The sequence below is a fragment of the Streptomyces sp. NPDC058470 genome, from assembly GCF_042721055.1.
GTDB lineage: Bacteria > Actinomycetota > Actinomycetes > Streptomycetales > Streptomycetaceae > Streptomyces.
The window spans coordinates 1-21,092 of sequence record NZ_JBHXMF010000037.1 but is presented as its reverse complement, the minus strand read 5'-3'; the positions used below and the strand labels follow the sequence as shown (position 1 = coordinate 21,092).

The window sequence follows — 21,092 nt, the reverse complement described above, 5'->3', positions numbered from 1 at the left end:
TCGCGTGCGGGAGCGGCCCGCACCCGCACCCTGCGTCCCGCCCTGGACGCGACGGTCGAGGCCGCGCTCAAGCCCGCGAGGAGGTTCTGATGAAACGCCAGGTCAGCTACCAGTGGCGACTACGCGAGCGGATGGCCGCCGCCGGGATGTTCACCACCAGCGAGCTCACCCCGCCGCTTGCCGAACGCGGCATCAACCTCTCCCTCTAGCAGGTCCACCGCCTGGTCACCGGCACTCCCGAGCGGCTGTCCCTGCCGGTGCTGGCCGCGCTCTGCGACATCTTCGACTGCATCCCAACCGATCTGATCGCCACCAAGGCGGAGAACGCCACGGTCCGCAAGGTCGCCACCGGCGACGCGGTTGTCGATCCGTCGGCCGTCCGGCCCAAACGCGCCCGCATCCGGCCCGAAAGATGAGCCGCACCCACGCCCGCGTCGAATACCTATTCTGCGCGCGATGCCGCCGGGCCGTCCGACTCGGGGCAGCCCACTGGCCTGAGGGCTACCTCTGCGCGGGCTGCAACGCCAGGCCCTGGAGACCTACGGAGCCTGCACTGGCTGCGGCGTCGACCGGCTCACCCCGGGCCTCGCACCGGCCGGCGGGAAGCTCTGCACCGACTGCGCCGGTGGCCTCGGCGACTTCACCTGCGAATGGTGCAGACAGGAAGCACGACGCTATCGACGCGGAGTCTGCGGCCGATGTGTCCTGGCCGAGCGTCTCCACGAACTCCTCGACGACGGCACGGGCAGCATCCGGCCCGAACTCCTCCCGCTGTTCGACACACTCCGGCAGATAAGACGCCCTTGGGGAAGGCTGGCCTGGACCGACCAGCCCCATGTTCAGCGGAACCTGCAGGCCCTGGCCCGCAACTAAGTCCCGCTCACCCATGAGGGGCCGAGTCAGCTCACTCCGTGGCGATCGGTCGTCTACCTGCGCGACCTGCTCATGCAGTGCGGCGTCCTGCCGCCGGCCGACCGGCACTTGCTGCTGTTCCAGCGGTGGCTCGCTGAGAAGCTGTCGACCGTCAGCGATCCCGAGCACCGCAAGTTCCTGGAGCTCTTCGCCGAAGCCCTCCCGACCCGTTCCACCGCCATGATCTGCATCGCGCTGTTCGCCCTGATGGCCCGGCGCCTTACCAAGGTTTCCACCCCACCTTGGCGAGGGCTCCGACAGTTCACCCAAAGACGCATCCCGGGATGAAACAGCGGGAGGAAAGGCCCTCTGAGACGTCTTCGGTCGGGGTGGGGGATCGACGGCTTCGGCGTTCAAGTCGGCGTCCAGGACCAGCTGGCAGCGGATGCGGTCCCAGGTCTGAACGGTGCTGGTGTCCTCGCGGGGAGAGTCCGGCGTGGCGTCCACGAAGTTCGGGTGATTGAGGATCGCCGCGGTGACGGCTTGGGTCGGTACCGGATCGGGCAGGAGGTCGTCGCCACGGGTCAGCGGCGTGCACCTTCATCGGTGGCCTGGTGGACCACGGGGAAAGTGCAGTGGAGTTGAGACGGCCCACCGATGAAGTAGCCCGAGACAGTGCGGAAAGTACAGGGCACGGAGCCGCCAGCTGAAGCCGAGCGCGAGATCCGGACAGCGGTACAACCCTTGGGCCTGGTGAGTCGTCATATCTACCGTATGACGCACAATGACCATTCAGCGCAAACTGGTTCCAACGGGGGAAATCATGAGCATGGTCCGCAAGGGCATCCGTAACCGTGTCCGCACCCGCCGCGCTTCTACCGCGGCCCTCACTCTTCTGATGGCGGGGGTCTTGGGGACCGCCGGCGCCGGGGCGTCCAGTGCCGGTACGTCAACACCGGCGCAGCAGAAGAAGCAGATCGCCTCGTCCGTCCTCGGGAGCGACTACAAGATCACCCTGACCGCGCTGCAGTCACCGGAGGACCAGTACGCCGCCACCGTGGAACTCCAGGTCTACAAGCAGAGCGGCGGTGCCTGGAAGGAGACCGACCTGGTCACCGTGGGCAATGTGAACGGGTGGTTCTGGTTCCCGGTCACGGGCAGTGGCGCGATCTGTGAGTTCTCGACCGCGAGCACGGAGCCGGCGCCGCTCGCGGTGAGCCTGCTGGTCACGCCGTCCATCGGCTGCTCGGACCCGGTGAACTACCTGGTGAAGGAAGGCCGGGTGTACGCCGCCTGATCGACGTCGCCAGAACTCCGGTGGGCCGACCCCGGCGGCCCACCGCAGTTCTCCGGCGACGGCGGCCGCACCCATGCGCCGTTCGATATTGACGGTGGCCGTTCCGGGCGGCATTGACGGTGGCCGTTCCGGGCGGCGCTGGCGATGCTGGCGCCCGACTCGGTGTGGGGGCGAAGGCCTTGGTCGGGTCCCTCAGGGTGAGTTCAGAGGTCCCGTGGTCGGGTTCTTCCCAGCACGGTACCTGGTGAGGGCTGGACCGAGGTCGGTGCGGACTGGTCACGCCGAACGTGAAACGCACCAGCCAGACGAAGTACTCGCACCAGCCGCCAACTCGTGGGCTCACTCGCCAAGTGAGGTATTCGGTCACAGCTGAGCCGAAGCACGATTGAGTGAGGGTCTTCGACCCGGGCTGAGGGCGGACTTCGGTTCGTCATGATCCGCACGACTTATACCGGGAGAGACCATGTCCGAAGGTCACAGCGACCAACGCACCAACCACACGGAAAACTCTGACAATGTCGTGGACGGGCGGACCGTAGTTGAACTGGCGTACCGGCCCCAGTCGGCCGACGCCCTGGTCGGCCTGCGGGCCCGTGAGCGGATTAAGCGGACCGGACTACTGCTGCGGGGCGTGTTCCTCCTCCTGTGGATAGGGCAGTGGCTGGTCTCCGCCGTGGTCCGCGGGAGTGTCGACGTGGTCTCGACGGTTCTGTTCCTGTTGGTCGGCTTGCTGGTGTGGGGGTACCCGCGGCTGCAAGCCGCCCAGGTGCAGCGGCTCGTCGGATGGCAGGGCGAGTACCGCGCCACCGTGTCTCCGGCCGGGATCACGTGCCGTACCGACCACGGCACACTGATCCAGAAGTGGTCCGTTTTCCAGGGTTACCGGGAAACGGCAAGTCACTTTGTCCTGCTCAGCCGGGATCCGAACATCATGTGCGTCGACGTCTTGCCCAAGCGGGGCGTGCATGAGGCTGGGAACCTCGAGCGGCTACGGGCGATCCTGGACCAGCACATCCCTCGCGTGTGACAGATGTCCGCCGTTGTGACAACAAGCGCGCCTCTGTGACAACTGTCCTGCTTCGGCTCAACAGCCGGTCAATTCAGCGGTCTCGATTCCGGGCCTTGATCCCTGATCTTGGACGCACGAGACACTGGATCCTGCGGATCTGAGAACGGACATCTCGTCGTCATTCCGGGGCGCTGCGCCCTTCCCGCTTCGCCAGCTTGACCTGGTGACACCTTCGAACCACAGAATTCCAGCGGGCGAGTGGGCGGTATGGCTCTGCCGCTTCCCTGTTCGCCTGTCGCCCTGCGGACGTGACCCTGGAGCGGGTCCGCGAGCTAGTCGCCGTGGGCCAGCCCGAGAGCCTGACCTTGGAGTACAAGGAGAAATACACCCCCAGGGTTCCTGTCTCGGTCGCGGCGATGGCCAACAGCTACGGCGGCCTCATCCTGGTCGGTGTCACCGAGCGCGACATGGATGACCGGATCACTGGCGGTCCGGAGGGCGCGATCGTCGATATCGTCAACGGCTTCCATCAGACGCTGGAGCCGCCCTGGGTGCCGGAGATCATCCCAGTTACCCTGCCGGAGACTGACGGCCTGATGGTTCTGGTCGTCCGGGTGGACCCGGCGAAGGCGCCGGGCCCGCTTCTGATCAAGGGGGCCGCCCCGATCCGTCTACACGGACGCAACTCGGTGGCGGACCGGTCACGGCTCACCCAGCTGATCACCGAGGCCGCCCCCAATCGGTGGCTTCCGGCCTGCGACTTCGGCCGGCCGAACTTCCCACTGACGGCCAGGGCGAGACGGCGGACTTCCTTGTGCGCACGGGGATGTTCGTTCCGGTTGACGCATCCGCCACCTGGCGCTCGCTGTCCGAACGAGGCGCGTGGGCCTTCGCCGACGCACTGAACAACTCACCCCTGCCACCAGCACCTGTTCCGCTGGTGCGCCTCGATCGGCGAGGGTGGTATAAGCCCGTTCCACCGGTCGGGCTTCAACCGGGCTCGCACGGTCCGGCTGTTGTGGCAAGGAGGCCCGGGCGGAATCCCGGTCGACCTACTTGAGGCCGTAGCCAGGGTCGACCTGCCGGACGCCTACGGGACAGCGGGCAGGTGGTTACGGCCGGATGGGTCGAGGCGCGGTGCTCTGGCCAGGGCGGTGCCGGGCGAGGGTGCCGCGCTCACAAGGCCACTTCGACTTTGAATCGGCCCGGCGGCTGACGGCGGTGCTGGAGATCCGCAGCGAACTGGCCTACGACACGATGACCTGTGTGAATCGGAAGGTGACGTTTGTACTGTCGTAGCGAATGGGCTGCGCGGAGGCGAAGTTGTAGTTGTTGATCGGGTTGCCCGCCCAGTCACGCACCACGACGGTGAAGTTCTTGCGCAGAGCCGCGTGCAAGTAGATCCAGTCGTTGAGGGCCTGGCTATGGGTGTTCGGACCGCGCACCAGGGTCACCTCGTTGCTGCCCAGGCTCTGGATGCCCAGGAGGTACTCGGTGAAGGTGTTGTCCATGTAGAACATCCACTGAGCAGCTGCGGCGGGGGTCCGGGAGCTGGAGTCCGTGGCCGAGGCCGACGCGGTGGTGGCGGGGGCGGCAGACGCGCTGGCGCTGCCGGAGAAGACGCCGAGGGTCAGCAGTGCCGTGGCGGTTGCACCGGCCAGGAGTAAGCGGCGGCTGATCGAGCGTGTCATTACAGGGCCCTCACGGTCGAGCAGATCGGATGGAGGGATGGAGCAGCAGGGGAAGGGGTTCCAGAGGGACGCAAAACCTCCACGGGCCGCCCCCTGCGTCGTACGTCTGTGGGAAGAACTCACCTGGCTGGCCCCGCCCCGAGCAGTGATCATCCTCTGGGAACACGGCAGTCGCGAGTCGCGGGGGTAGGAACAGCAGTACCATCCCCGGTTCTGGCCGCCGCGCCACCGGCACCCGGAGGAGGAGACATCGGCCCCACTGCAGGCATTTAAGCCTTCGACGGCATCGACCGCCGGGTCCCGCGCCCGGTCAGCATCACTCTCACCGATCTGGTCAGCCGCAAGGCCGCTACCGCCTGATCGGCTGCCCAGCGCGCGGCCAGCGTCGACTTTCCGATGCCGCCAAGTCCATGGACCGCGTGGACGACAACACCTCCTGTGCCTGGCGAACGCTGCGTTCAGCAGGCGCAGTTCTCGCTCGCGCCCGACGAACTGCTCTGCTCGCTGCGGCAGATGGAATACCCGCCTGCTGAAGTCCAAGGCCTCTGAAGGCAGGACGGTGGCCCGCCCTACCTGCGTGACGAAGTCACCGGTCGACACGCTGCCGATATCACCACCCGCAGCAACGGCCCGCTCGCCGCCCGCCTCTGCGGAATTGCCGCTCATGCGTCCCCCGTCGATACGTTCCCCGGCGCCGCAGGGCGAGCGCCTGGTGCATGCCCTCGGCAAGCTCGTCCTCGCGGCGGATGCCGCCGGGCTGCACGGTGAGGACCGCCCTGGAGCAGGCCTCGGTCGCCTCGTCCATCGCGGTCTGGATGCGGGACAGCCCCTCCAGGACCCGGATCGCACTGCCGCCCTCGGTAGCCGCACGGGCTGGCATCGGGCCGCCGAGGCCGGCGTACCAGTCGAACGCGGAGACCCCGTCGCCCACCCGCGCCTGGCTCGCGCTGACTTCCGCGTACAGTCCGCGCAGCATGCGGTCCATAACCTCCTGCGGGGAGGCCGGTACCAATCAGTCCGTGTCATCGGGATCCGGGTGCAGCAGGGCCAGCTCCAGCAGGCACGGCACCGCCTGAGCTTCCTCACGCGGAACGCGGCCGCGCCGTATGGCCCGGGAATACACGCGATCACCGGCCCCGCACAGCCGGTCGGTACCGTGCGGATGCTCGTCCGTGCGGGGCCCGCCCAGCGTCCGCGCCGTGCGGGGGACCCGAACAGTCCTGGGGATGCACGGCGGATGGCCCGCCCCGGACCGCGTGCGCTGAGGCCGGTACGTCTTGCCCGGAACCCGCTTGAGAAGCCGATAGTTCACCGCCGGTGCGGTGGCTGAGGGACTCCTGGAACTGTCGGATTTCCCTGGCCGCCTGAAGCCTGCCCTCGTGTCCTTCCCCCGCGTGGATGAGTTGGTGCCGCAGCTCGGCGATGCGGCGGACTGCATGTGCCTGCTCTGCAGGGGTGCGCTCCCGCAGCTGCCGGGCCCCCTTGCCGAGGACCTCCGAGCGTTCCAGGGGCTAGTCGAGCATCCTGCGGAAGTCGAAGGTGTGCCACCGTTCGGGCCGCATGTGGATCGCGATGTTGTCGGCCGCGGACTCCTCCGTCGCGTTCACGTAGTCGGTGGCGGCGGCGCCCATGTAGCGGGCGGCCATGTCGAAACGCTCCTGCTTCGAGGTCGGCCTGATCTCGGTCACCGGACCTTCCACCGTCACGTACCGGTAGTCCTCGACTTCGGCCACCTGCGCGCACAACGCGAACCGGCCCGCCTCCTCGATGAGCCGGGCCTTGCGCGCGCCGGGGGCCGTGATCACCTTGACGACTCCGCCCGGCTGGTACTCGTACCAGATCGGGGTGGTCAGAGGGGCACGTTCCGGCTCGGCCGTGACGCTCAGGATTCCGACATACGGTTCTGCGAGGAAGGCCTCTCGTTCCTCTTGGGTCATCGGACGCATAACCGACAGCTCAGCCAGTCAGTTGGGCAGACAACGATCAAACCATTTCCGCGCTACAGCACCTGACAGACGCCCTGCCGATTTCGCAACGCAAGGAATGTGAAACAGGCACTCAACCTGTTCTTTATCTACCGGTTGGTGCGGAGTCTGCTGGACTCACAAACTGCGGTGCGCGCGGACAGTTTGGCCGTCAGACTCACGTGCATGAGCCCGGGAACACCCGCATCAATCCTGAGCAACTGCATGCGACTCCCGGCTACCACCACATCACCGTTGTCGAGGCCGGTAGAACGGCTTACTTGGCAGGTCAGTGCCCGCTTGATCGGGAAGGTTCGCAGGCTGATTGGCGTCGCACAACTGGGCTTCGGGGGCCAGCTCGTCGAAGTGGATCTCACTGTATCGCTGCCCCGTTGAGGTTGGGGCTCGGCGCTTCGAAAGGTGCCCCGAACTTGATCGCCCGGCTGGGGATTCACCGGACGTGGGGGCGGCCTTCGTCTGATCATGTGCTCCGACCAAGGTGCACGTGACCACGACGAAGGCCGTGGGGGGGGGTGAGTCCTCTGCCAGAGGACGTCCGGAGGGAAGCGTTCGCGGAAGCGTCACTTCCGGGGCGAGTTCTATGAGTGTCTGACTGCTCGGCGTGACGAGGTGTTCGAGCTGGTGGACGCGGTGCTGTGCGCGGACGGTGCGGTGAAGCCCCCGTTAGACCTGACGCTGTTGCCCGAGCATCGCCGTGGGCACGGGCAATGTACGGCGGTCTGAACCACGGCCGGATCGACGTCGGCCGACTACGGAAAGTGCTGGCCGGGCTGCCGCTGCCGCGGTTCGACGGCAGGCGCCTGGTCCTTGCGGTCGATGTGTCGCCGTGGCTTCGCTCGGACGCGCCGTGCTCGGCGCGCGAACGGCTCAGGCCCTCACCTCCTGGACCACCTCCACCAGGTGGGCGAGCAGACTCTGCAACGGCGTCTCGCCTGAACTCCATCGGGCCGCAGATCAGGATCTTCCGGGCAATCTGACAGGCGGCTGCCGCCGCACCCAGCCAGCCGACCGGCCTCTTTCCCGGGTGGCGCTGCCCGGCGTCCTGCGGCACCGCGGGTGCCGGACGCCGGGCAGCGCCGATCCGGCCTACTGAGGGGTGAGGGTGAAGGACTGGGCAGCAGCGCCGGAGCAGGTCCACTGCTGGAGCCGGGCGCCGTCGGTGGTGGAGGCATCGGTGACGTCCAGGCACTGGGCGGGATTGCTGCGTGGCGTCAGGGTGTACGTGCCGCCTGCCTGAGGAACCGCCTTCCACTGCTGATTGGTACCGCCGCCGTAGGCCCAGAGTTGGATCTTCGCTCCGTTGCCGGCTCCCGTCCCGCCGGTGACGTCCCAGACGGCGTTGGCCGCGTTGCGGCTGACGACCTTGTAGTAGCCGCTGTCGGTGGGCTGGAACTGCCACTGCTGGTTGGTACTCCCGGACACGCAGGTCCACTGCTGCACGGCGGCGCCGTTGGCGGTCGAACCAGCCGCGTCGTCAACGCACTTGCCGCTGTTGGCGTTGGTGACCGTGTACCACTTCGTCGGGTCCACAGATCCGCTGGTGCCCCCGCCGACGTCGGGCCAGATGTACGTGCCCACCGTCTTGGCGGGCAGCGTGCTGCTGACCTGCTGGCCGGCGGCCCGCAACGTGAAGGGCTGGTTGGAAGCTGTCTGGTTGACCACGACGGTCACCAGGCTGCCGTCGGGGTTGAGGAAGGCGACGTTGGTGACATTGCCACTGGTGCCGTTGTTCGTCTGGACCCGGGTGGCGCCGCGTGCGATGAACTTCGAGAACTGGCCGACGATGTAGTACTCGGGCAGTGCCCAGTACGTGTCCGGGTTGCTCGGCGACTGGATGAACATGGTCGGGTCGGGTGCACCGGACCACTGCTCCGGGCTGCGGTTCTGGTCGAGCATGGTGACCCAGTCCTGGTACATGATCGACTGGTTACGGAAGTACTGGACGATCCGGTCCGCGCCGGCGGTGCCCCACACGGCGCGCTCGGTCATGGCCACGTCCTTGGTCGGGTAGCTCGACTTGACCTGTCCCATGGCGGTCGGATCCCCGCCGTAGTCGTGGAAGGCGACGCCGTCGACCGAGTTGAACGCGCTGCTGGGTGAGCCGGGATTGCCGAGGACCCCGGCGGTATAGGATGGGCCTTCGCCGAAGTTGTGGTCGAAGGCCCAGATCTTGGTCGCCGACGCGCCGTTGCCGTTCAGCTCCGTGCGCAGCGCGGTGGCAACCCTGCGTTCCTGGTCGGCGGTGAGCGTCATGCCCGGGTAGTCCGGCGGTGAGAACAGCGGTTCGTTCTGCATCGTGACGGCGTACAGCGGCAGTCCCTGGCCCGCGTAGGCGGTGACGGCCTTGCGCAAGTAGGTGGCGAGCACCGGGATGTTCGCGTCGGGAAGCGTGCCGCCGATCAGGCTGTTGTTGTTCTTCATCCAGGCCGGGGGGCTCCACACACTGCCGAACAACAGCAGGTTCGGGTTGATCGCCTTCGCTTCCTTGAGGACCGAGATGATCTTGTAGTCGATGTCCTTCTGGATGGAGAACCGCGACAGGCTCGGGTCTGCCGCGCCGTCGTCGTAGGTGTAGAACTGCCGCGAGGTGAAGTCGCTCGAACCCAGCGGGATCCGGGCGATGTTGAACCCGGCACCGTTGACCGGGTCGACGAGCTTGCGCAGCGCTGCGGTACGCGCGGAGGCACTCATCCGGGACAGGTTGTAGATCGTGGACTCCTCCAGCGAGGAGCCGACGCCAAGGACGGACTGGTAACGGGTGGCCGTGTCAGCGGTGATGGTGGCCGTGCCCGACGCGGTGACCGCGGTGAGGTCGGACTGCCGCGACAACTGATATTGGGTGGAGGCGAGCCCCGCCGCCGGGTTGGTGAACCAGTTCGCGTTGGCCGGGCCGAATCCCGAGGCGGTCGACTCCGAGCTGAAGTACACCTGAACGGGAGCGCCGGCTGCTTGGGCCGACGGTGCGTTCACTGTGCTCAGAGCGACGGGTGCGAGCAGCGCGCCGACCGCCGTCGCCGTCAGCGCGAGCGTGGCCCGACGGCTGCGCACCACGGGACTGGCGGTCCGGGAGCGCGGTCGCCACCAGTGTGGGTGTCTCAGAGGCACGGGAACTCCTGATCGGGTGGGGGATGTCGCCTGCCGCTCGGTGTGAGCCGGTGAGACTCGCTCGTCCGATGCCGGGCGTGCGGTGCGGGCGCTGGATCGGGCGGGGCGTTCCGAAGGCGGGAGGCTGATGCGACTGTGGTGGACGATCAGTGGGGTGAACAAGGGATTCACGGCTTTTTACAAGTCGTGAACTTAGAGGGGGTGCTGAAGTACCGTCAACCCTCGCGTCTCAACGGGCGCATCAGGTGTGGTGCCTCGGGACCGGTCGGTCGCTGCCTCCGTACCTCGCGCGATGGCAACCCTCCGCAACCTCGCCATCGGCCTCATCCGCCAAGCCGACTGGACGAACATCGCCGCCGCGACCAACCACTGCCGGTCACGAACCGACCATGCACTCCAACTACTCGATATTGAAGCCTGAGAACACATCAACCCCGCTGGTGCGACCTCTATCGTCCACCTACCGGGTTCCAGTAGGTGTGGATGCAGGACGGCCGTTCGCACAGTGGCTACTGCTGCTCCCACCGTTCCTTGGTGATCTCGTACCGCACGCCCCCGTGCTCGGAGCCCATGACCATCTCCATGTCGGGGGGAGTGGGGATGGTGTCCGCGAGCGTCATTTCGAGCTTCTCCATGATGTTGCGCGAACCGTGGTTCACGGCCATTGTCTCAGCCCAGACCATGCGCACACTGAGCTCTGTGAACGCCTTGCCCAGCAAAGCCCGCGAGCCTTCGGTGGCAAAACCTTTACCCCAAGCCGCCTGCCGCAGCCGGTAGCCAAGTTCGGCCTCATCCAGGGGGCCCTGCGGCTCGGGACGCAGGCAGAACCAGCCGATGAACGCACCGCCGTCCTTCTCGTGCGCGGCGAAGAGTCCAAGATCGCCGCCCCACCTTTCGTAGCCGGCGATGATGTTTGGCAGGTGGCGTTCCCGGACAATCTCCGGGGCGGTCGGATTGCCGCCGGTCAGATAGCGCATCACCGCGGCGTCGCTGTCCAACTCGATCAGCAAGTCCGCGTCGTCGGTAGTGAAACGGCGCAAGGTCAGGCGCTCGGTCTCCAGATAGGTGTCCACAGAATGGAGCATGCCTAAGCGCGGCGGGCAGTTCAAAAGGCTTTTTCAGCGAGATGGCCGGTGCCCTGCCGCTGGCACGCGCCGTCGCCGATGCAGCCCCGCCCTCGCCGACGAAAACCTCGACAGCACGCGGGCGGACCTGCGCAGCCGTACCAATACCGCGTAGGGCCGTGATCCGTGGTCTTCTCTCGGTGTTTCTGGCCCTCAGCGGGGGCTTCGGCGTCTCAGCGGATTACTGCCCGGCGTCGACCAGTTCTTGGTGCTTGACCGCAGCGTCGAACAGCGCCGCGGCTGCTGCGCGGGCGGTCGTCGCTGCGGACGGGTCGCGATCCATGCGCGCCGAGACTCCCGCGCCGTCGTACAGCAGGTGCAGTTGCCGTGCCAGGTCTTCGGGAGCGGCTACGCCGGCTTCCCGCGCCAGATCCGTGAACAGCGTCCGCACCCAGAGCCGGTAGCGGTCGGCGGCGCCCTCGACCGGACTGCCGTGCCGTACCTCGGCGCTGGCCGTCATGTGCGCACAGCCGTTGAAGTCGGGCTCGGTGAACAGCTGGCCCTGCGCATCGAAAACCCCCAGCAGCCGCTCACGCGGCGTCCGGAACCGGGTCAGGACGCGCTCGACCTGCTCACGGGTAGTGACGCGGCGGGCGTCGAGATAGGCCTCGACCAGCTGCTCTTTGCTGCCGAACAGGTTGTAGAGCGATGCCTTGGCCACGCCGGCCTTCCGCACGATGCGGTCGATGCCGACGCTCTGCACGCCTTCGCTGTAGAACAGCTCGTCGGCGGCGGCCAGCAGGCGCTCACGTGCGGACGGTGTCGAGGCGTTGACCTTGCTGGGCATGAGGCATGAAGGTGACCGCCGACGCCAGCGTGTGCTGTGGCTTCGCGAACTGCGCCGAGGTCTGTCCGGCGGTCTTCGCCCTCGACCGGAAATCGGCGAAGGTGTGCGTGCTGAACACGGAACCGCCCGCCAGAGGCCGAGGTCCGGCTCGCCCAGTTCCTTGGCTACCAGGCCCAGCTCGAAAAGCACGATGCCGAGTGCCTCTCCACGGCCCGCCACCGGCCGGGCCTTCATAGCCCCACGGGGAACAGGTTGCCCTTCTTCTCCCGGTGCTCGTACACAAGGCGGATAGCCATGGCACCCTCACCGGCCGCCGAGACCACCCGTTTGACCGAGCCGCTCCCGACGTTGCCGGCGACGAAAACCCCGGGAAGGGTGGTCTCCAGCAGCGACGCCACCTTGCCGGCATCCGCCAACAGCGCAATCTGCGCCGCCTGAAGCCGTGTATCGAAAATGGATCCGGGACACTCCCGAAGCTCGCGTGAGCGGAGCCCGGTGATGGCGCCTGTCGCGCGTTTCCCGGCGCGATCAGGTAATCAGGAACGGTGAACAAGGACGCGACCGACCCCTTTGTGCATGTCCGGGGCGCCAGTGAGAACAACCTGCGGAACATCGATGTCGACGTTCCGCGGGACGCGATGGTCGCCTTCACCGGCGTCTCCGGTTCGGGCAAGTCCTCGCTCGCGTTCGGCACGCTCTACGCGGAGGCCCAGCGGCGCTACTTCGAGTCCGTAGCGCCGTACGCCCGAAGACTGTTGCAACAGGTCGGCGCGCCGCACGTGCAGGAAATCACCGGGCTGCCACCGGCTGTGGCCCTGCAGCAGCGACGCGGGTCGCCCAGCTCGCGCTCGAAGGTCGGCACCATCACCACGCTGTCCAATCTGCTGCTGCGCATGCTGTACTCCCGCGCCGGCACCTATCCGCCCGGGGCCGCACGGCTGGAGGCCGAGTCGTTCTCACCCAACACCGCGGCCGGCGCCTGCCCGGAGTGCCACGGACTGGGCGTCGTGCACGACGTCGCGGAGGACCTCCTCGTCCCGGACCCCTCGCTGAGCATCCGCGAGGGGGCGATCGCTGCCTGGCCGGGGGCCTGGCAGGGCGCCAACCTGCGCAGTGTCGTGAGCGGCCTGGGGATCGACATCGACCGGCCGTGGCGCAGGCTCAGGAAGAAGGACCGGGACTGGCTGCTGTACACGGACGAGCAGCCCTCCGTGTACATCGAGCCGGAGGAGGACCGCGTCGACTACGGCTACCAGGGCAAGTTCTGGAGCGCCCGCAAGCACGTCATGCACGTCCTCGCCGACTCCAAGAGCGAGAAGATGCGCGAACGGGCGCTCCGGTTCGTCAGGAGTGTGCCCTGCCCCGAGTGTCACGGCAGCGGACTGCGGCCTGACGCGCTCGCCGTGACCTTCGCCGGACGTTCCATCGCCGAGATCAACGCGATGCCGCTCACCGGGGTCGTGGCGCTGCTGCGGCCCGTCGCGGGGCGGTCCGAGGCCGACGCCACCACGTCGACCGCCCGATCCGGGGAGACGACCGAGGTCGCGGTCCGGATCTGCGGCGATCTGGTCGCGCGGGTCGACGTACTGCTCCACCTGGGCCTCGGCTATCTCAGCCTCGGGCGCCGCTCGACGACCCTGTCGCCCGGCGAGGCACAGCGTCTACGGATCGCCACCCAGCTGCGCTCGGGGCTGTTCGGCGTCGTCTACGTCCTCGACGAACCCTCCGCGGGCCTGCACCCGGCCGACGCGGAACCGCTGCTGGACGTGCTGGACCGCCTCAAGGCGGCGGGCAACTCGCTGTTCGTCGTAGAGCACGACATGGACGTCGTACGGCGGGCGGACTGGGTGGTCGACATCGGCCCCGGCGCGGGCGAGGGCGGCGGCCGCGTGCTGTACAGCGGCCCGGTCGCCGGTCTTGAGCGGATCGGGGAGTCGGCCACGAGCCAGTTCCTGTTCGGGCGAGCCCAGCCGCTCGATCACCGCCCGCGCACACCGCACGGCTGGCTGCACCTGAGCGGCGTCTCCCGCCACAACCTGCACGACGTGTCCGTCGACGTACCGCTCCGCGTACTGACGGCGGTGACCGGCGTGTCCGGTTCCGGAAAGTCGACACTGGTGACGCAGGTGCTCGCCGAGGTCGTCCGCGGCCACCTCGGGCTCGTGCCGGAGGAGCCCGAGGAGGCGCAGCTGGAGGTCGACGTCCAGGACGCGTCGGGGGTCGAGTCGTTCGACCGGCTGGTCCGGGTAGACCAACGGCCCATCGGCCGAACTCCCCGGTCCAACCTGGCCACGTACACGGGGATGTTCGACGCGGTCCGCAAGCTGTACGCGGCGACGGACGAAGCCAGGGCGCGCGGCTACTCGGCCGGGCGGTTCTCCTTCAACGTGCCCGAAGGACGGTGCGAGACCTGCCAGGGTGAAGGGTTCGTCGCGGTGGAACTGCTGTTCCTGCCCGGCACCTACGCGCCGTGCCCGACCTGCCAGGGCGCCCGGTACAACGCCGAAACGCTGGAAGTCACCTACCGCGGCAAGAACATCGCGGAAGTGCTGGGGCTGTCCGTCGACGCCGCCGCCAAATTCCTGTCCGCCGTCCCGGCCGCCTCCCGCAGTCTGGAGACGTTGCGCGAGGTGGGGCTGGGGTATCTGCGGCTGGGCCAGCCCGCGACGGAACTCAGCGGTGGTGAGGCGCAACGCATCAAACTGGCCACCGAACTGCAGCGGGCCCGCCGCGGGCACGCGCTCTACCTGCTCGACGAGCCGACGGCGGGGCTGCACCCTTCGGACATCGCGCTGCTGCTGCGACAGCTGCACCGGCTCGTCGACGCCGGGAACACGGTCGTCCTCGTCGAGCACGACCTGGACACGGTCGCCACCGCCGACTGGGTCATCGACCTCGGCCCGGGCGGCGGTGACGCGGGCGGGCAGGTGGTCGCGGCGGGCCCGCCGGCCAAGGTGGCGAGGGCCCGCCGCAGCGCCACCGCGCCCTATCTCGCGGTCCGGCTCGCGCGCTCCTGACGACGGCTCGAGGGCCCGGTCAGGCGACCAGCCGCGCTGAAACGGTGATCGCGAATCCCCGAGCGCCTGGGGCGCCCCGAGCCTCGGTGAAGGTTTCCCCGTCGCCACCTTTCGCTCCCCGTCCGGCATCTCTGTTCAGTCCTGCGACACGCGCCGGGGCTCGACTGCTACAGCAGCCGGTCGAACACTGCGGTCACGCCCTACCAGTGACTGGTCTGCGGGTTCTTCACATCCGGATCCATGATTTTGAACGTCTCGGCCAGGGCGACGCTGAGACCGCCGATGATCTCGGGGTAGCGCTCTTCGGCCTCCTGGGTGGGTGTCCTGTCGAGGGGAGGGTGCGCGGCGAGCTGTTCCAGGATCGGCTTCAGCTCGACCTCCTCGTCGAGCCGCCGGAACTGGTGGATGCTCTCCTGGAGGCCCTTGGTGATCGGTAGGTCCCACGGTTCGACGGTATCCCTGCCCGTTGGCCCTGGCCGACGCCTGGCCGACGACCAGCAGGTCGTAGCGCTTGGAGTCGACGAAGTCGCTGTACCGCTTCAGGTCGTTCCTGTCACATCGAGGCTTGCGGCGGCGCGGAAGAACCTCTCGAACTTCGACACACCAGGCCTCCGAGACCGAGACAGACCTAACGGAGTCCTACTGGGGCGTGTTTCGAAAGTGCTGGTCACAGCTACTCGTTGAGAATCGTGACCAGCACGGTCGCTTCTGGGGCGGCAAATGGCCGGTCAGCGCACCAGCAGGTCGATCACGCCCGTCAGGTCCTCCTCGCCGTTGCCCTCGGTCAGGCGGCGCCGCATCAGCTCGAAGTAGGGGCTGAGCAGTTCCGGGCTGACCCCCTGCTGCTCGGCGGTGCTCAGGAAGGTCGGTGTGCCGGCCACCTGCATGGCGAGGTTGGAGACGACACCCTTGGTGTAGTCACCGCTCCGCAGCTGGTCGGCGGTCTGGTGAACTGCCGGGGCCATCGCGACGAGCCAGTCGGCGAGCAGCGGGGCGAGCGCCGCGGGGTCGATGTCCTCCTTGCGGATCAGGGCGAAGGCGTGCGCGGACCCGGCGAACATCCCGTACATGGCGCTGAGAAGGGCCACGTCGTGCAGGGCCGCGAAGCCCGCGTCCTCGCCGACGTAGGTAGTGCCGACCGGGACGCCCAGGGTCTGTTGGTGCCGCTCGAACAGCGTGTACGGGGCGGGATTGGCAAGGCCGAACTCGACCGCCAGGTCCCAGCCGGCCCTCAGGTCCTCGATGGGGTCCTGCGGGCGGGCCTCGACGTTCTTGGTCGCGAGAAACGCGGCGAAGCCGTGCTCGGCAACGGCTTCTAGCAGTCCGTCCTTGTCGCCGAACAGGCGGTAGATAGCCGGCGCCTGCATGCCTGCCGCGACCGCGACCGCGCGGGTGGTGACCGCGTCACGGCCCTCGCGCGCCAGCAGGTCGGCGGCGGCCTCAATGACGCGCTGTCGGGCCTGCTCGCGGCCTACGGCTGCGGTGTCGGAGTCGACGGCGGTAGCACCGTTCGCGATATGCGGACGCGGTGGCAGGTATCAACGATACCGCGCGAACATTTCCACCGTTAGTATCGGTGATACGCTAATCATGATTCCACTGGAACTTGATTGCTGGGGCATATAATGATCATCGTGACCGGAGCCACCGGACTGCTCGGACGCCAGGTCGTCGAACAGCTGTTGACCCGCGTTCCCGCGGGCCGGGTCGGCCTCAGCGTCCGTGACCCGAAGAAGGCGCAAGCGTTCGCCGACCAGGGCGTACGGGTGCGCCAGGGCAGCTTCACCGACGCCGACAGCCTGGCCCACGCCTTCGAGGGTGCCACCCAGGTGCTCATCGTCTCCGTCGACAAGATGGGCGACGAGGCCGTGCAGCGGCACCGTGCCGCGATCGACGGGGCCGCCGCGGCAGGCGCCCGCCGCATCCTCTACACCAGCCACATGGGCGCCAGCCCGTCGTCGCACTTCCAGCCCTGCCGCGACCACGCCGCCACCGAGGAGGCACTGCGTGCCTGCGGCGTGCCGTTCACCTCGCTGCGTAACGGCTTCTACGCCGCCAACGCGGTGCAGTTCCTGGGCCACGCCATGCAATCCGGCGAGGTCGTCCTCCCCGCGGACGGGCCGGTCAGCTGGACCGCGCACGCTGACCTCGCCGCTGCAGCCGCCGCCATCCTGGTGGACGAAGGCCGCTTTGAGGGCCCCACGCCGTCGCTCACCGCGGCACAGGCGCTCACCTTCGACGACATCGCCCGCATCGCCACCGACATAACTGGCCGCACCATCACCAGGATCACCGCACCCGACGACCAGTTCCGGGAGCAGCTAGTGGGCCGCGGCGTCCCCGCCGAGGCGGCAGACCAGCTCCTCGGCATCTTCGCCGCCAGCCGCGCCGCCGAATTCGCCGCCGTCGACCCAACACTGGCCACTTTGCTCGGCCGCGAACCCACCACCCTGGGCATGGTGCTGCGCGAACAGCTGCCCAGCGACTGACCTCGGTCAAGCCCTGCTCATGCAGTAATAACTTCGCTGCTCAGGAGGCTTGACGAGGCGTGCATTAGACACGTCAGCAGGGCTTGATCAAGTTCCGTAGGTGTCCGGATCGTTGGTGATGCCCAGGGTGGGGAGTGCTCGTTGGGGCTCGTCGCGGATCGCCCGGGTGGTCTTGGCGATGTTGTCGGCTCCGAGGGTTTTCAGCACGCCGATGGCGGGGTTGCGGAGGGTCGCCACGGGCGTCGAGGCTGGTGACGGCTTAGACACTCTCACGGGTCTCGCGTGTGGCGGCGGTGGACGCGGATGGCCAGGCGGGCGTGGGGAAAGGCGATTCCGCCGAGTTCGTCGGCGATACCGCAGGTTTTGATCGAGCGGGACTCGCGGCGTCCGTGTCCGGTCCCGGAGGCGGTGTGCTGGACGGGGATGCCCCGCCATGGCAGGGCCGCGAGCTGACGGTGGTCGGTGGGCTGGTTGGCCTTGATCACGGCGATGTAGTGGGCCTTCTTGGTCTCGACCAGCCAGGAGATGTTCGCCTTGACCGAGTGCAGGGCATCGAAGGTGACGACGGTGCCGGTCAGGACCAGTGGTGCCAGCAGCGGACGGAAGTGTGTGATTTCGTTCGTCTTCGCGCTGACCTCCACCTGGGCGAGGGTCACGACGGTGCCGTGAGTTACCGCGGAGAGCAGATGCCGGCGCGTCGCGGTGAGACGGGCTGATTCCTTGAGTGCTCTGCCGTCGACAGCGATTATGCGCGGACGCCCGGATGCGGAGGGCGACGGCGCCTGGGCGGGCTCGGTGGCGGCGCGGTGCCGGTCGGCCAGGTAGGCGCCTACCGTCCGGTTCAGGGCGTCACCGTCAACAGCCCCCAGCACACCGCAGATCGTGGCCGGCGACGGAGTGCGCCGCCATCTGAGCAGGTGGCGCCGGATCCCGATCACTGACAGGAGTGCGTTCGAGGCACGCTGGCCCCACTCGGCGAGTTCGTCGATGCTCCTCGCTCCCGAGACGACCGCGCAGGCGCACACCAGCAGGATCGCTGTCAGCGAGTACCACCGGCCCCGCCGTGCGCGCGGATCGGGCACCGAGTCGGAGTAGGGGCGCGGGTCGGCGATCCGACCTGTGTCCAGCGGACCCAGCTTCACCAGCACGGCAGGAATGGGAGAGGACGCAGCAGCAGGCACGGGCCACCTCATGATCATCGGGCTTAGACATCGCAATGATCACGAAGCCCGTGCCTGCGCTGTTATGCGCCCCAACCGGTCATAACCCGACCAGCCGCACAACCCCGGAACTTGCAACCGCCCTGCATACGTGCGCCGAGTTAGCACCCGTCACCGCGCTGCCCGAGCCTCAGTCAACCCGTTCATGCATTAACAACTTTGCTGGCCAGCGGCGGGAAAACTGACAATCCAGCCTGCTTCGGCCGGACTGACGTCTCGCGGACATTCTTCGATGACTGAAGCAAGCCGACCCCGGCGAATGTCCGTTTGTCTTCCGTCGAATCGGCGCGAGCAGGATGATGACGGCCATGGGGGGATGGAGAACCGGAACGCGGAACGTGGGCGCCGTCTACGTGGTCCTTGCGCTGGGCGGGATAGGAGGTGCACTGTGGTTCGCCCGTTACTTTCAGCTGGGAGCAGCTGCCACTGCGGCGTCGCTGCTACCCACGCTGGCTCCGTTGTTCATGTCCTGGGTGACCTTCCGGGCAGGCGCGGAACGCGGGGCCGAACTGCCTCTGGATCAGATCGCGGAACATCTGGCCCAGGCCGTGCAGAGTCAGTGGGAGGCTGAGGCCCGGGTACGGCGCGTCAACGACCCCTACCCCATGGCAGTGGGGTGGAAAGCTGCCCCGGAGGATCTGGTCGAAGAGTGGTCGCTGTTGCGGGCCACGGCTGCCGACTGGCCTGGAGGGCTGCGTGCTGTCCCTGAGGAATGGGCAGCCTCTCCTGAGCAATTGGAAGGGACCGGGGCAGAAATCACACGCACATTCACAGAAAAGGTACCCACGAAGCGGTTGCTAGTGCTTGGAGAGCCTGGGGCAGGCAAGACAGTTCTTCTCTTACGCCTCTTACTGGGGTTGCTCCACAGGCGTCTGGAGAGCGCCGCAACTGGTTCTGTCGCCGCCGTTCCAGTTTTGTTTCCGTTAGCGACATGGAATCCTACGAGACAGGACCTCTACGCCTGGATGTCTCAGCGACTTGCGGCCGACTATCCCAATCTGGCCGACTCCGCCCCCGCACGATTCGGAAAGATTGATCGCGCTCGTGCACTGCTGGATAACCGTCTGATTCTTCCCGTCCTGGACGGTTTCGACGAGATCGCTACTCCTCTCCGGAGTGCCGCTCTCAGTGCGATCAACGAAGCGCTTCCGTTCGGCCATCCTGTCGTTCTCTCAAGCCGTGTTGGGGAATACCGCAATGTGGTGCGTCCCCGTTCCGGGTTTCCGGTGAGGCTGACAGGAGCAGCAGGTATCGAACTGCGTCCACTAGAGGTCGACGATGCCGCGGCCTACTTGCGCCGTGACGCGGGTGGGAGTGGTTATTCCGCAGACCGCTGGGAACCTGTCACTGCTCGATTGGATACCACGACACCGGTCGGCACAGTGTTGCGCACCCCACTCATGCTGTTCCTGGCACGCACCATCTACAACCCCCGAGTCGGCGAGAGCTACGTGGACCTGCCCCACCCTGGAGAACTTTGCGACACTTCCCGATTCCCCACTCGCGCTGCCATCGAAAGGCATCTGTTCTCCGCTTTCATTCCAGCCGCCTACCGACCCCATCCACGCCACCCCAGCCGGTGGACCCCGCAACAGGCTCAGAGAACTTTTGTCTTCCTGGCGCGTTACCTTCACCTAGCCCTGAACGGCACACCTGATCTGTCCTGGTGGCAGCTTCCGCGAGCTACCCAGCGCAGTATTCCCGCCTTGGTTACTCAGGCCGTATGCTTACTCCTCGGCACGGCTTTCGCAGCCATCGGCTTCATCTTCGCGGCGTCGTCCGATATTCTCACCAAGATCGTGGCCCCGTTGACAGGCGTCCTCCTCGGAGTCATCCTCGGGGTCGTCCTTGTAATGCCAGGCTGGTTGGCCTTCGACACGGAGTCACGCCGCCCCACGTCCGGGCTGCGTTGGACGCCGAACTGGCTCTGGCTGGCTATAGGGACGGTCGCGACTCTTTTCCTGATGACGGCTGCTCAATTGTCCTTTCTCATGGCCGGAACGGTGGGACTAGCCATCTTCATCACCTTCGGGCTGGGGGCTAGAGCCGCTGACACTGCCTTGGAGGTTGGCCCCATGGCACTCTGGTCGCGAGACCGACGCATCTTCTGGGCTCTCACGCTGGCAGTCACCACTACCGCGGGTCTCGGTATCTGGGTGCCCCTAGCCGTGAACGGTGCATCTGCAACCGGTCAGATCACGGCTCTGGGGATCGCATTGTGGCTCGGCTTGACCGTCGCCTTCACGAAGACCGCCTGGGGGGCATTTGCATCAGCTCAGTACCATCTTGCCCTCCGCCACCGCCTGCCCCGCAATCTCATGGCATTCCTGGCTGATGCCCATCAGTACCGGGGCGTGCTACGCCAAGTGGGAGCGGTTTACCAATTTCGACACATCGATCTGCAACGCCACCTCGCTAGTACTCCGGATGGTGACTGATCGCGCAACGGTGCCGCTGCCTATAACGAGCTCGTGCATGGTTGGCGGTGAGACGTTGAGCTCTTGATCGTTGATCAT

The 21,092-nt window shown here is 67.1% G+C and carries 18 protein-coding genes and 4 pseudogenes; 10 read left to right on the top strand and 12 right to left on the bottom strand.

What is annotated here, in order from left to right; all coding sequences use genetic code 11:
- Positions 1 to 221 precede the first annotated feature (221 nt).
- On the top strand, positions 222 to 416 hold the full coding sequence (locus ACFWP7_RS25775; protein WP_384385497.1) for a helix-turn-helix domain-containing protein: 195 nt from the start codon (positions 222 to 224) through the stop codon (positions 414 to 416).
- Positions 417 to 501: 85 nt separating this feature from the next.
- Here ACFWP7_RS25775 and ACFWP7_RS25770 read toward each other — a convergent pair whose 3' ends face one another.
- Complete coding sequence (locus ACFWP7_RS25770) at positions 502 to 1,359, bottom strand: hypothetical protein (protein ID WP_384385309.1); 858 nt, start codon at positions 1,357 to 1,359, stop codon at positions 502 to 504.
- A gap of 316 nt (positions 1,360 to 1,675) precedes the next feature.
- Here ACFWP7_RS25770 and ACFWP7_RS25765 point away from each other — a divergent pair, with 316 nt between their 5' ends.
- The 3 genes from ACFWP7_RS25765 to ACFWP7_RS25755 all read left to right on the top strand — a co-directional run bounded on the left by ACFWP7_RS25765 (position 1,676) and on the right by ACFWP7_RS25755 (position 4,063).
- Entirely contained in the window at positions 1,676 to 2,149 is a 474-nt protein-coding gene (locus tag ACFWP7_RS25765; RefSeq protein WP_384385306.1) for a hypothetical protein, read from the top strand.
- 463 nt (positions 2,150 to 2,612) lie between these two features.
- Complete coding sequence (locus ACFWP7_RS25760) at positions 2,613 to 3,176, top strand: YcxB family protein (protein ID WP_384385303.1); 564 nt, start codon at positions 2,613 to 2,615, stop codon at positions 3,174 to 3,176.
- Between the two features lie 290 nt (positions 3,177 to 3,466).
- Entirely contained in the window at positions 3,467 to 4,063 is a 597-nt protein-coding gene (locus ACFWP7_RS25755; RefSeq protein ID WP_384385300.1) for a helix-turn-helix domain-containing protein, read from the top strand.
- A 342-nt stretch (positions 4,064 to 4,405) separates the two neighbouring features.
- On the opposite strand, the gene ACFWP7_RS25750 is transcribed toward ACFWP7_RS25755, so the two are convergent.
- The 3 genes and pseudogenes from ACFWP7_RS25750 to ACFWP7_RS25740 form a co-directional block, all read right to left on the bottom strand.
- Positions 4,406 to 4,849, bottom strand: a complete 444-nt coding sequence (locus ACFWP7_RS25750; protein ID WP_384385297.1) for a hypothetical protein — start codon at positions 4,847 to 4,849, stop codon at positions 4,406 to 4,408.
- Between the two features lie 643 nt (positions 4,850 to 5,492).
- Positions 5,493 to 6,038: pseudogene (locus tag ACFWP7_RS25745) on the bottom strand (LuxR family transcriptional regulator); the annotation flags it as partial.
- Positions 6,039 to 6,360: 322 nt separating this feature from the next.
- Positions 6,361 to 6,786, bottom strand: coding sequence for a pyridoxamine 5'-phosphate oxidase family protein (locus ACFWP7_RS25740; protein ID WP_384385295.1), 426 nt, complete (start codon positions 6,784 to 6,786; stop codon positions 6,361 to 6,363).
- Between the two features lie 209 nt (positions 6,787 to 6,995).
- On the opposite strand from ACFWP7_RS25740, the pseudogene ACFWP7_RS25735 reads away from it, so the two are divergent.
- Positions 6,996 to 7,127: pseudogene (locus tag ACFWP7_RS25735) on the top strand (RidA family protein); the annotation flags it as partial.
- A gap of 219 nt (positions 7,128 to 7,346) precedes the next feature.
- A pseudogene (locus ACFWP7_RS25730) lies at positions 7,347 to 7,691 on the top strand (transposase); the annotation flags it as partial.
- A gap of 229 nt (positions 7,692 to 7,920) precedes the next feature.
- Here the strand turns inward: ACFWP7_RS25730 and ACFWP7_RS25725 are convergent.
- A complete protein-coding gene (locus ACFWP7_RS25725) occupies positions 7,921 to 9,885 on the bottom strand; it encodes an RICIN domain-containing protein (RefSeq protein WP_384385293.1) in 1,965 nt (654 codons plus the stop codon).
- Between the two features lie 346 nt (positions 9,886 to 10,231).
- Between ACFWP7_RS25725 and ACFWP7_RS25720 the strand changes: the two genes are divergently transcribed.
- Complete coding sequence (locus ACFWP7_RS25720; protein ID WP_384385290.1) at positions 10,232 to 10,360, top strand: hypothetical protein; 129 nt, start codon at positions 10,232 to 10,234, stop codon at positions 10,358 to 10,360.
- Positions 10,361 to 10,448: 88 nt separating this feature from the next.
- On the opposite strand, the gene ACFWP7_RS25715 is transcribed toward ACFWP7_RS25720, so the two are convergent.
- The 3 genes from ACFWP7_RS25715 to ACFWP7_RS25705 all read right to left on the bottom strand — a co-directional run bounded on the left by ACFWP7_RS25715 (position 10,449) and on the right by ACFWP7_RS25705 (position 12,266).
- The gene (locus tag ACFWP7_RS25715) at positions 10,449 to 11,012 is read right to left on the bottom strand and encodes a GNAT family N-acetyltransferase (protein WP_384385288.1); all 564 of its coding nucleotides are present in this window, start codon (positions 11,010 to 11,012) and stop codon (positions 10,449 to 10,451) included.
- Between the two features lie 232 nt (positions 11,013 to 11,244).
- Positions 11,245 to 11,850, bottom strand: a complete 606-nt coding sequence (locus tag ACFWP7_RS25710; protein ID WP_384385286.1) for a TetR/AcrR family transcriptional regulator — start codon at positions 11,848 to 11,850, stop codon at positions 11,245 to 11,247.
- Between the two features lie 230 nt (positions 11,851 to 12,080).
- On the bottom strand, positions 12,081 to 12,266 hold the full coding sequence (locus ACFWP7_RS25705) for a hypothetical protein (RefSeq protein ID WP_384385513.1): 186 nt from the start codon (positions 12,264 to 12,266) through the stop codon (positions 12,081 to 12,083).
- Positions 12,267 to 12,395: 129 nt separating this feature from the next.
- On the opposite strand from ACFWP7_RS25705, the gene uvrA reads away from it, so the two are divergent.
- Positions 12,396 to 14,867 (top strand): excinuclease ABC subunit UvrA, encoded by a 2,472-nt coding sequence (gene uvrA / locus ACFWP7_RS25700; RefSeq protein WP_384385283.1) that lies wholly within the window; start codon positions 12,396 to 12,398, stop codon positions 14,865 to 14,867.
- 200 nt (positions 14,868 to 15,067) lie between these two features.
- Here uvrA and ACFWP7_RS25695 read toward each other — a convergent pair.
- Both ACFWP7_RS25695 and ACFWP7_RS25690 read right to left on the bottom strand, forming a co-directional pair.
- Positions 15,068 to 15,331: pseudogene (locus tag ACFWP7_RS25695) on the bottom strand (DUF1931 family protein); the annotation flags it as partial.
- A 264-nt stretch (positions 15,332 to 15,595) separates the two neighbouring features.
- On the bottom strand, positions 15,596 to 16,384 hold the full coding sequence (locus ACFWP7_RS25690; protein WP_384385494.1) for a TetR family transcriptional regulator: 789 nt from the start codon (positions 16,382 to 16,384) through the stop codon (positions 15,596 to 15,598).
- 108 nt (positions 16,385 to 16,492) lie between these two features.
- On the opposite strand from ACFWP7_RS25690, the gene ACFWP7_RS25685 reads away from it, so the two are divergent.
- Positions 16,493 to 17,356, top strand: coding sequence for an NAD(P)H-binding protein (locus ACFWP7_RS25685; RefSeq protein ID WP_384385281.1), 864 nt, complete (start codon positions 16,493 to 16,495; stop codon positions 17,354 to 17,356).
- Positions 17,357 to 17,443: 87 nt separating this feature from the next.
- Here the strand turns inward: ACFWP7_RS25685 and ACFWP7_RS25680 are convergent, their stop codons facing one another.
- Both ACFWP7_RS25680 and ACFWP7_RS25675 read right to left on the bottom strand, forming a co-directional pair.
- Positions 17,444 to 17,593, bottom strand: a complete 150-nt coding sequence (locus tag ACFWP7_RS25680) for a hypothetical protein (protein ID WP_384385278.1) — start codon at positions 17,591 to 17,593, stop codon at positions 17,444 to 17,446.
- 32 nt (positions 17,594 to 17,625) lie between these two features.
- Positions 17,626 to 18,504 (bottom strand): ISAs1 family transposase, encoded by an 879-nt coding sequence (locus ACFWP7_RS25675; protein WP_384385275.1) that lies wholly within the window; start codon positions 18,502 to 18,504, stop codon positions 17,626 to 17,628.
- Positions 18,505 to 18,872: 368 nt separating this feature from the next.
- Here ACFWP7_RS25675 and ACFWP7_RS25670 point away from each other — a divergent pair, with 368 nt between their 5' ends.
- Positions 18,873 to 21,014 (top strand): NACHT domain-containing protein, encoded by a 2,142-nt coding sequence (locus ACFWP7_RS25670; RefSeq protein WP_384385273.1) that lies wholly within the window; start codon positions 18,873 to 18,875, stop codon positions 21,012 to 21,014.
- Positions 21,015 to 21,092 lie beyond the last annotated feature (78 nt).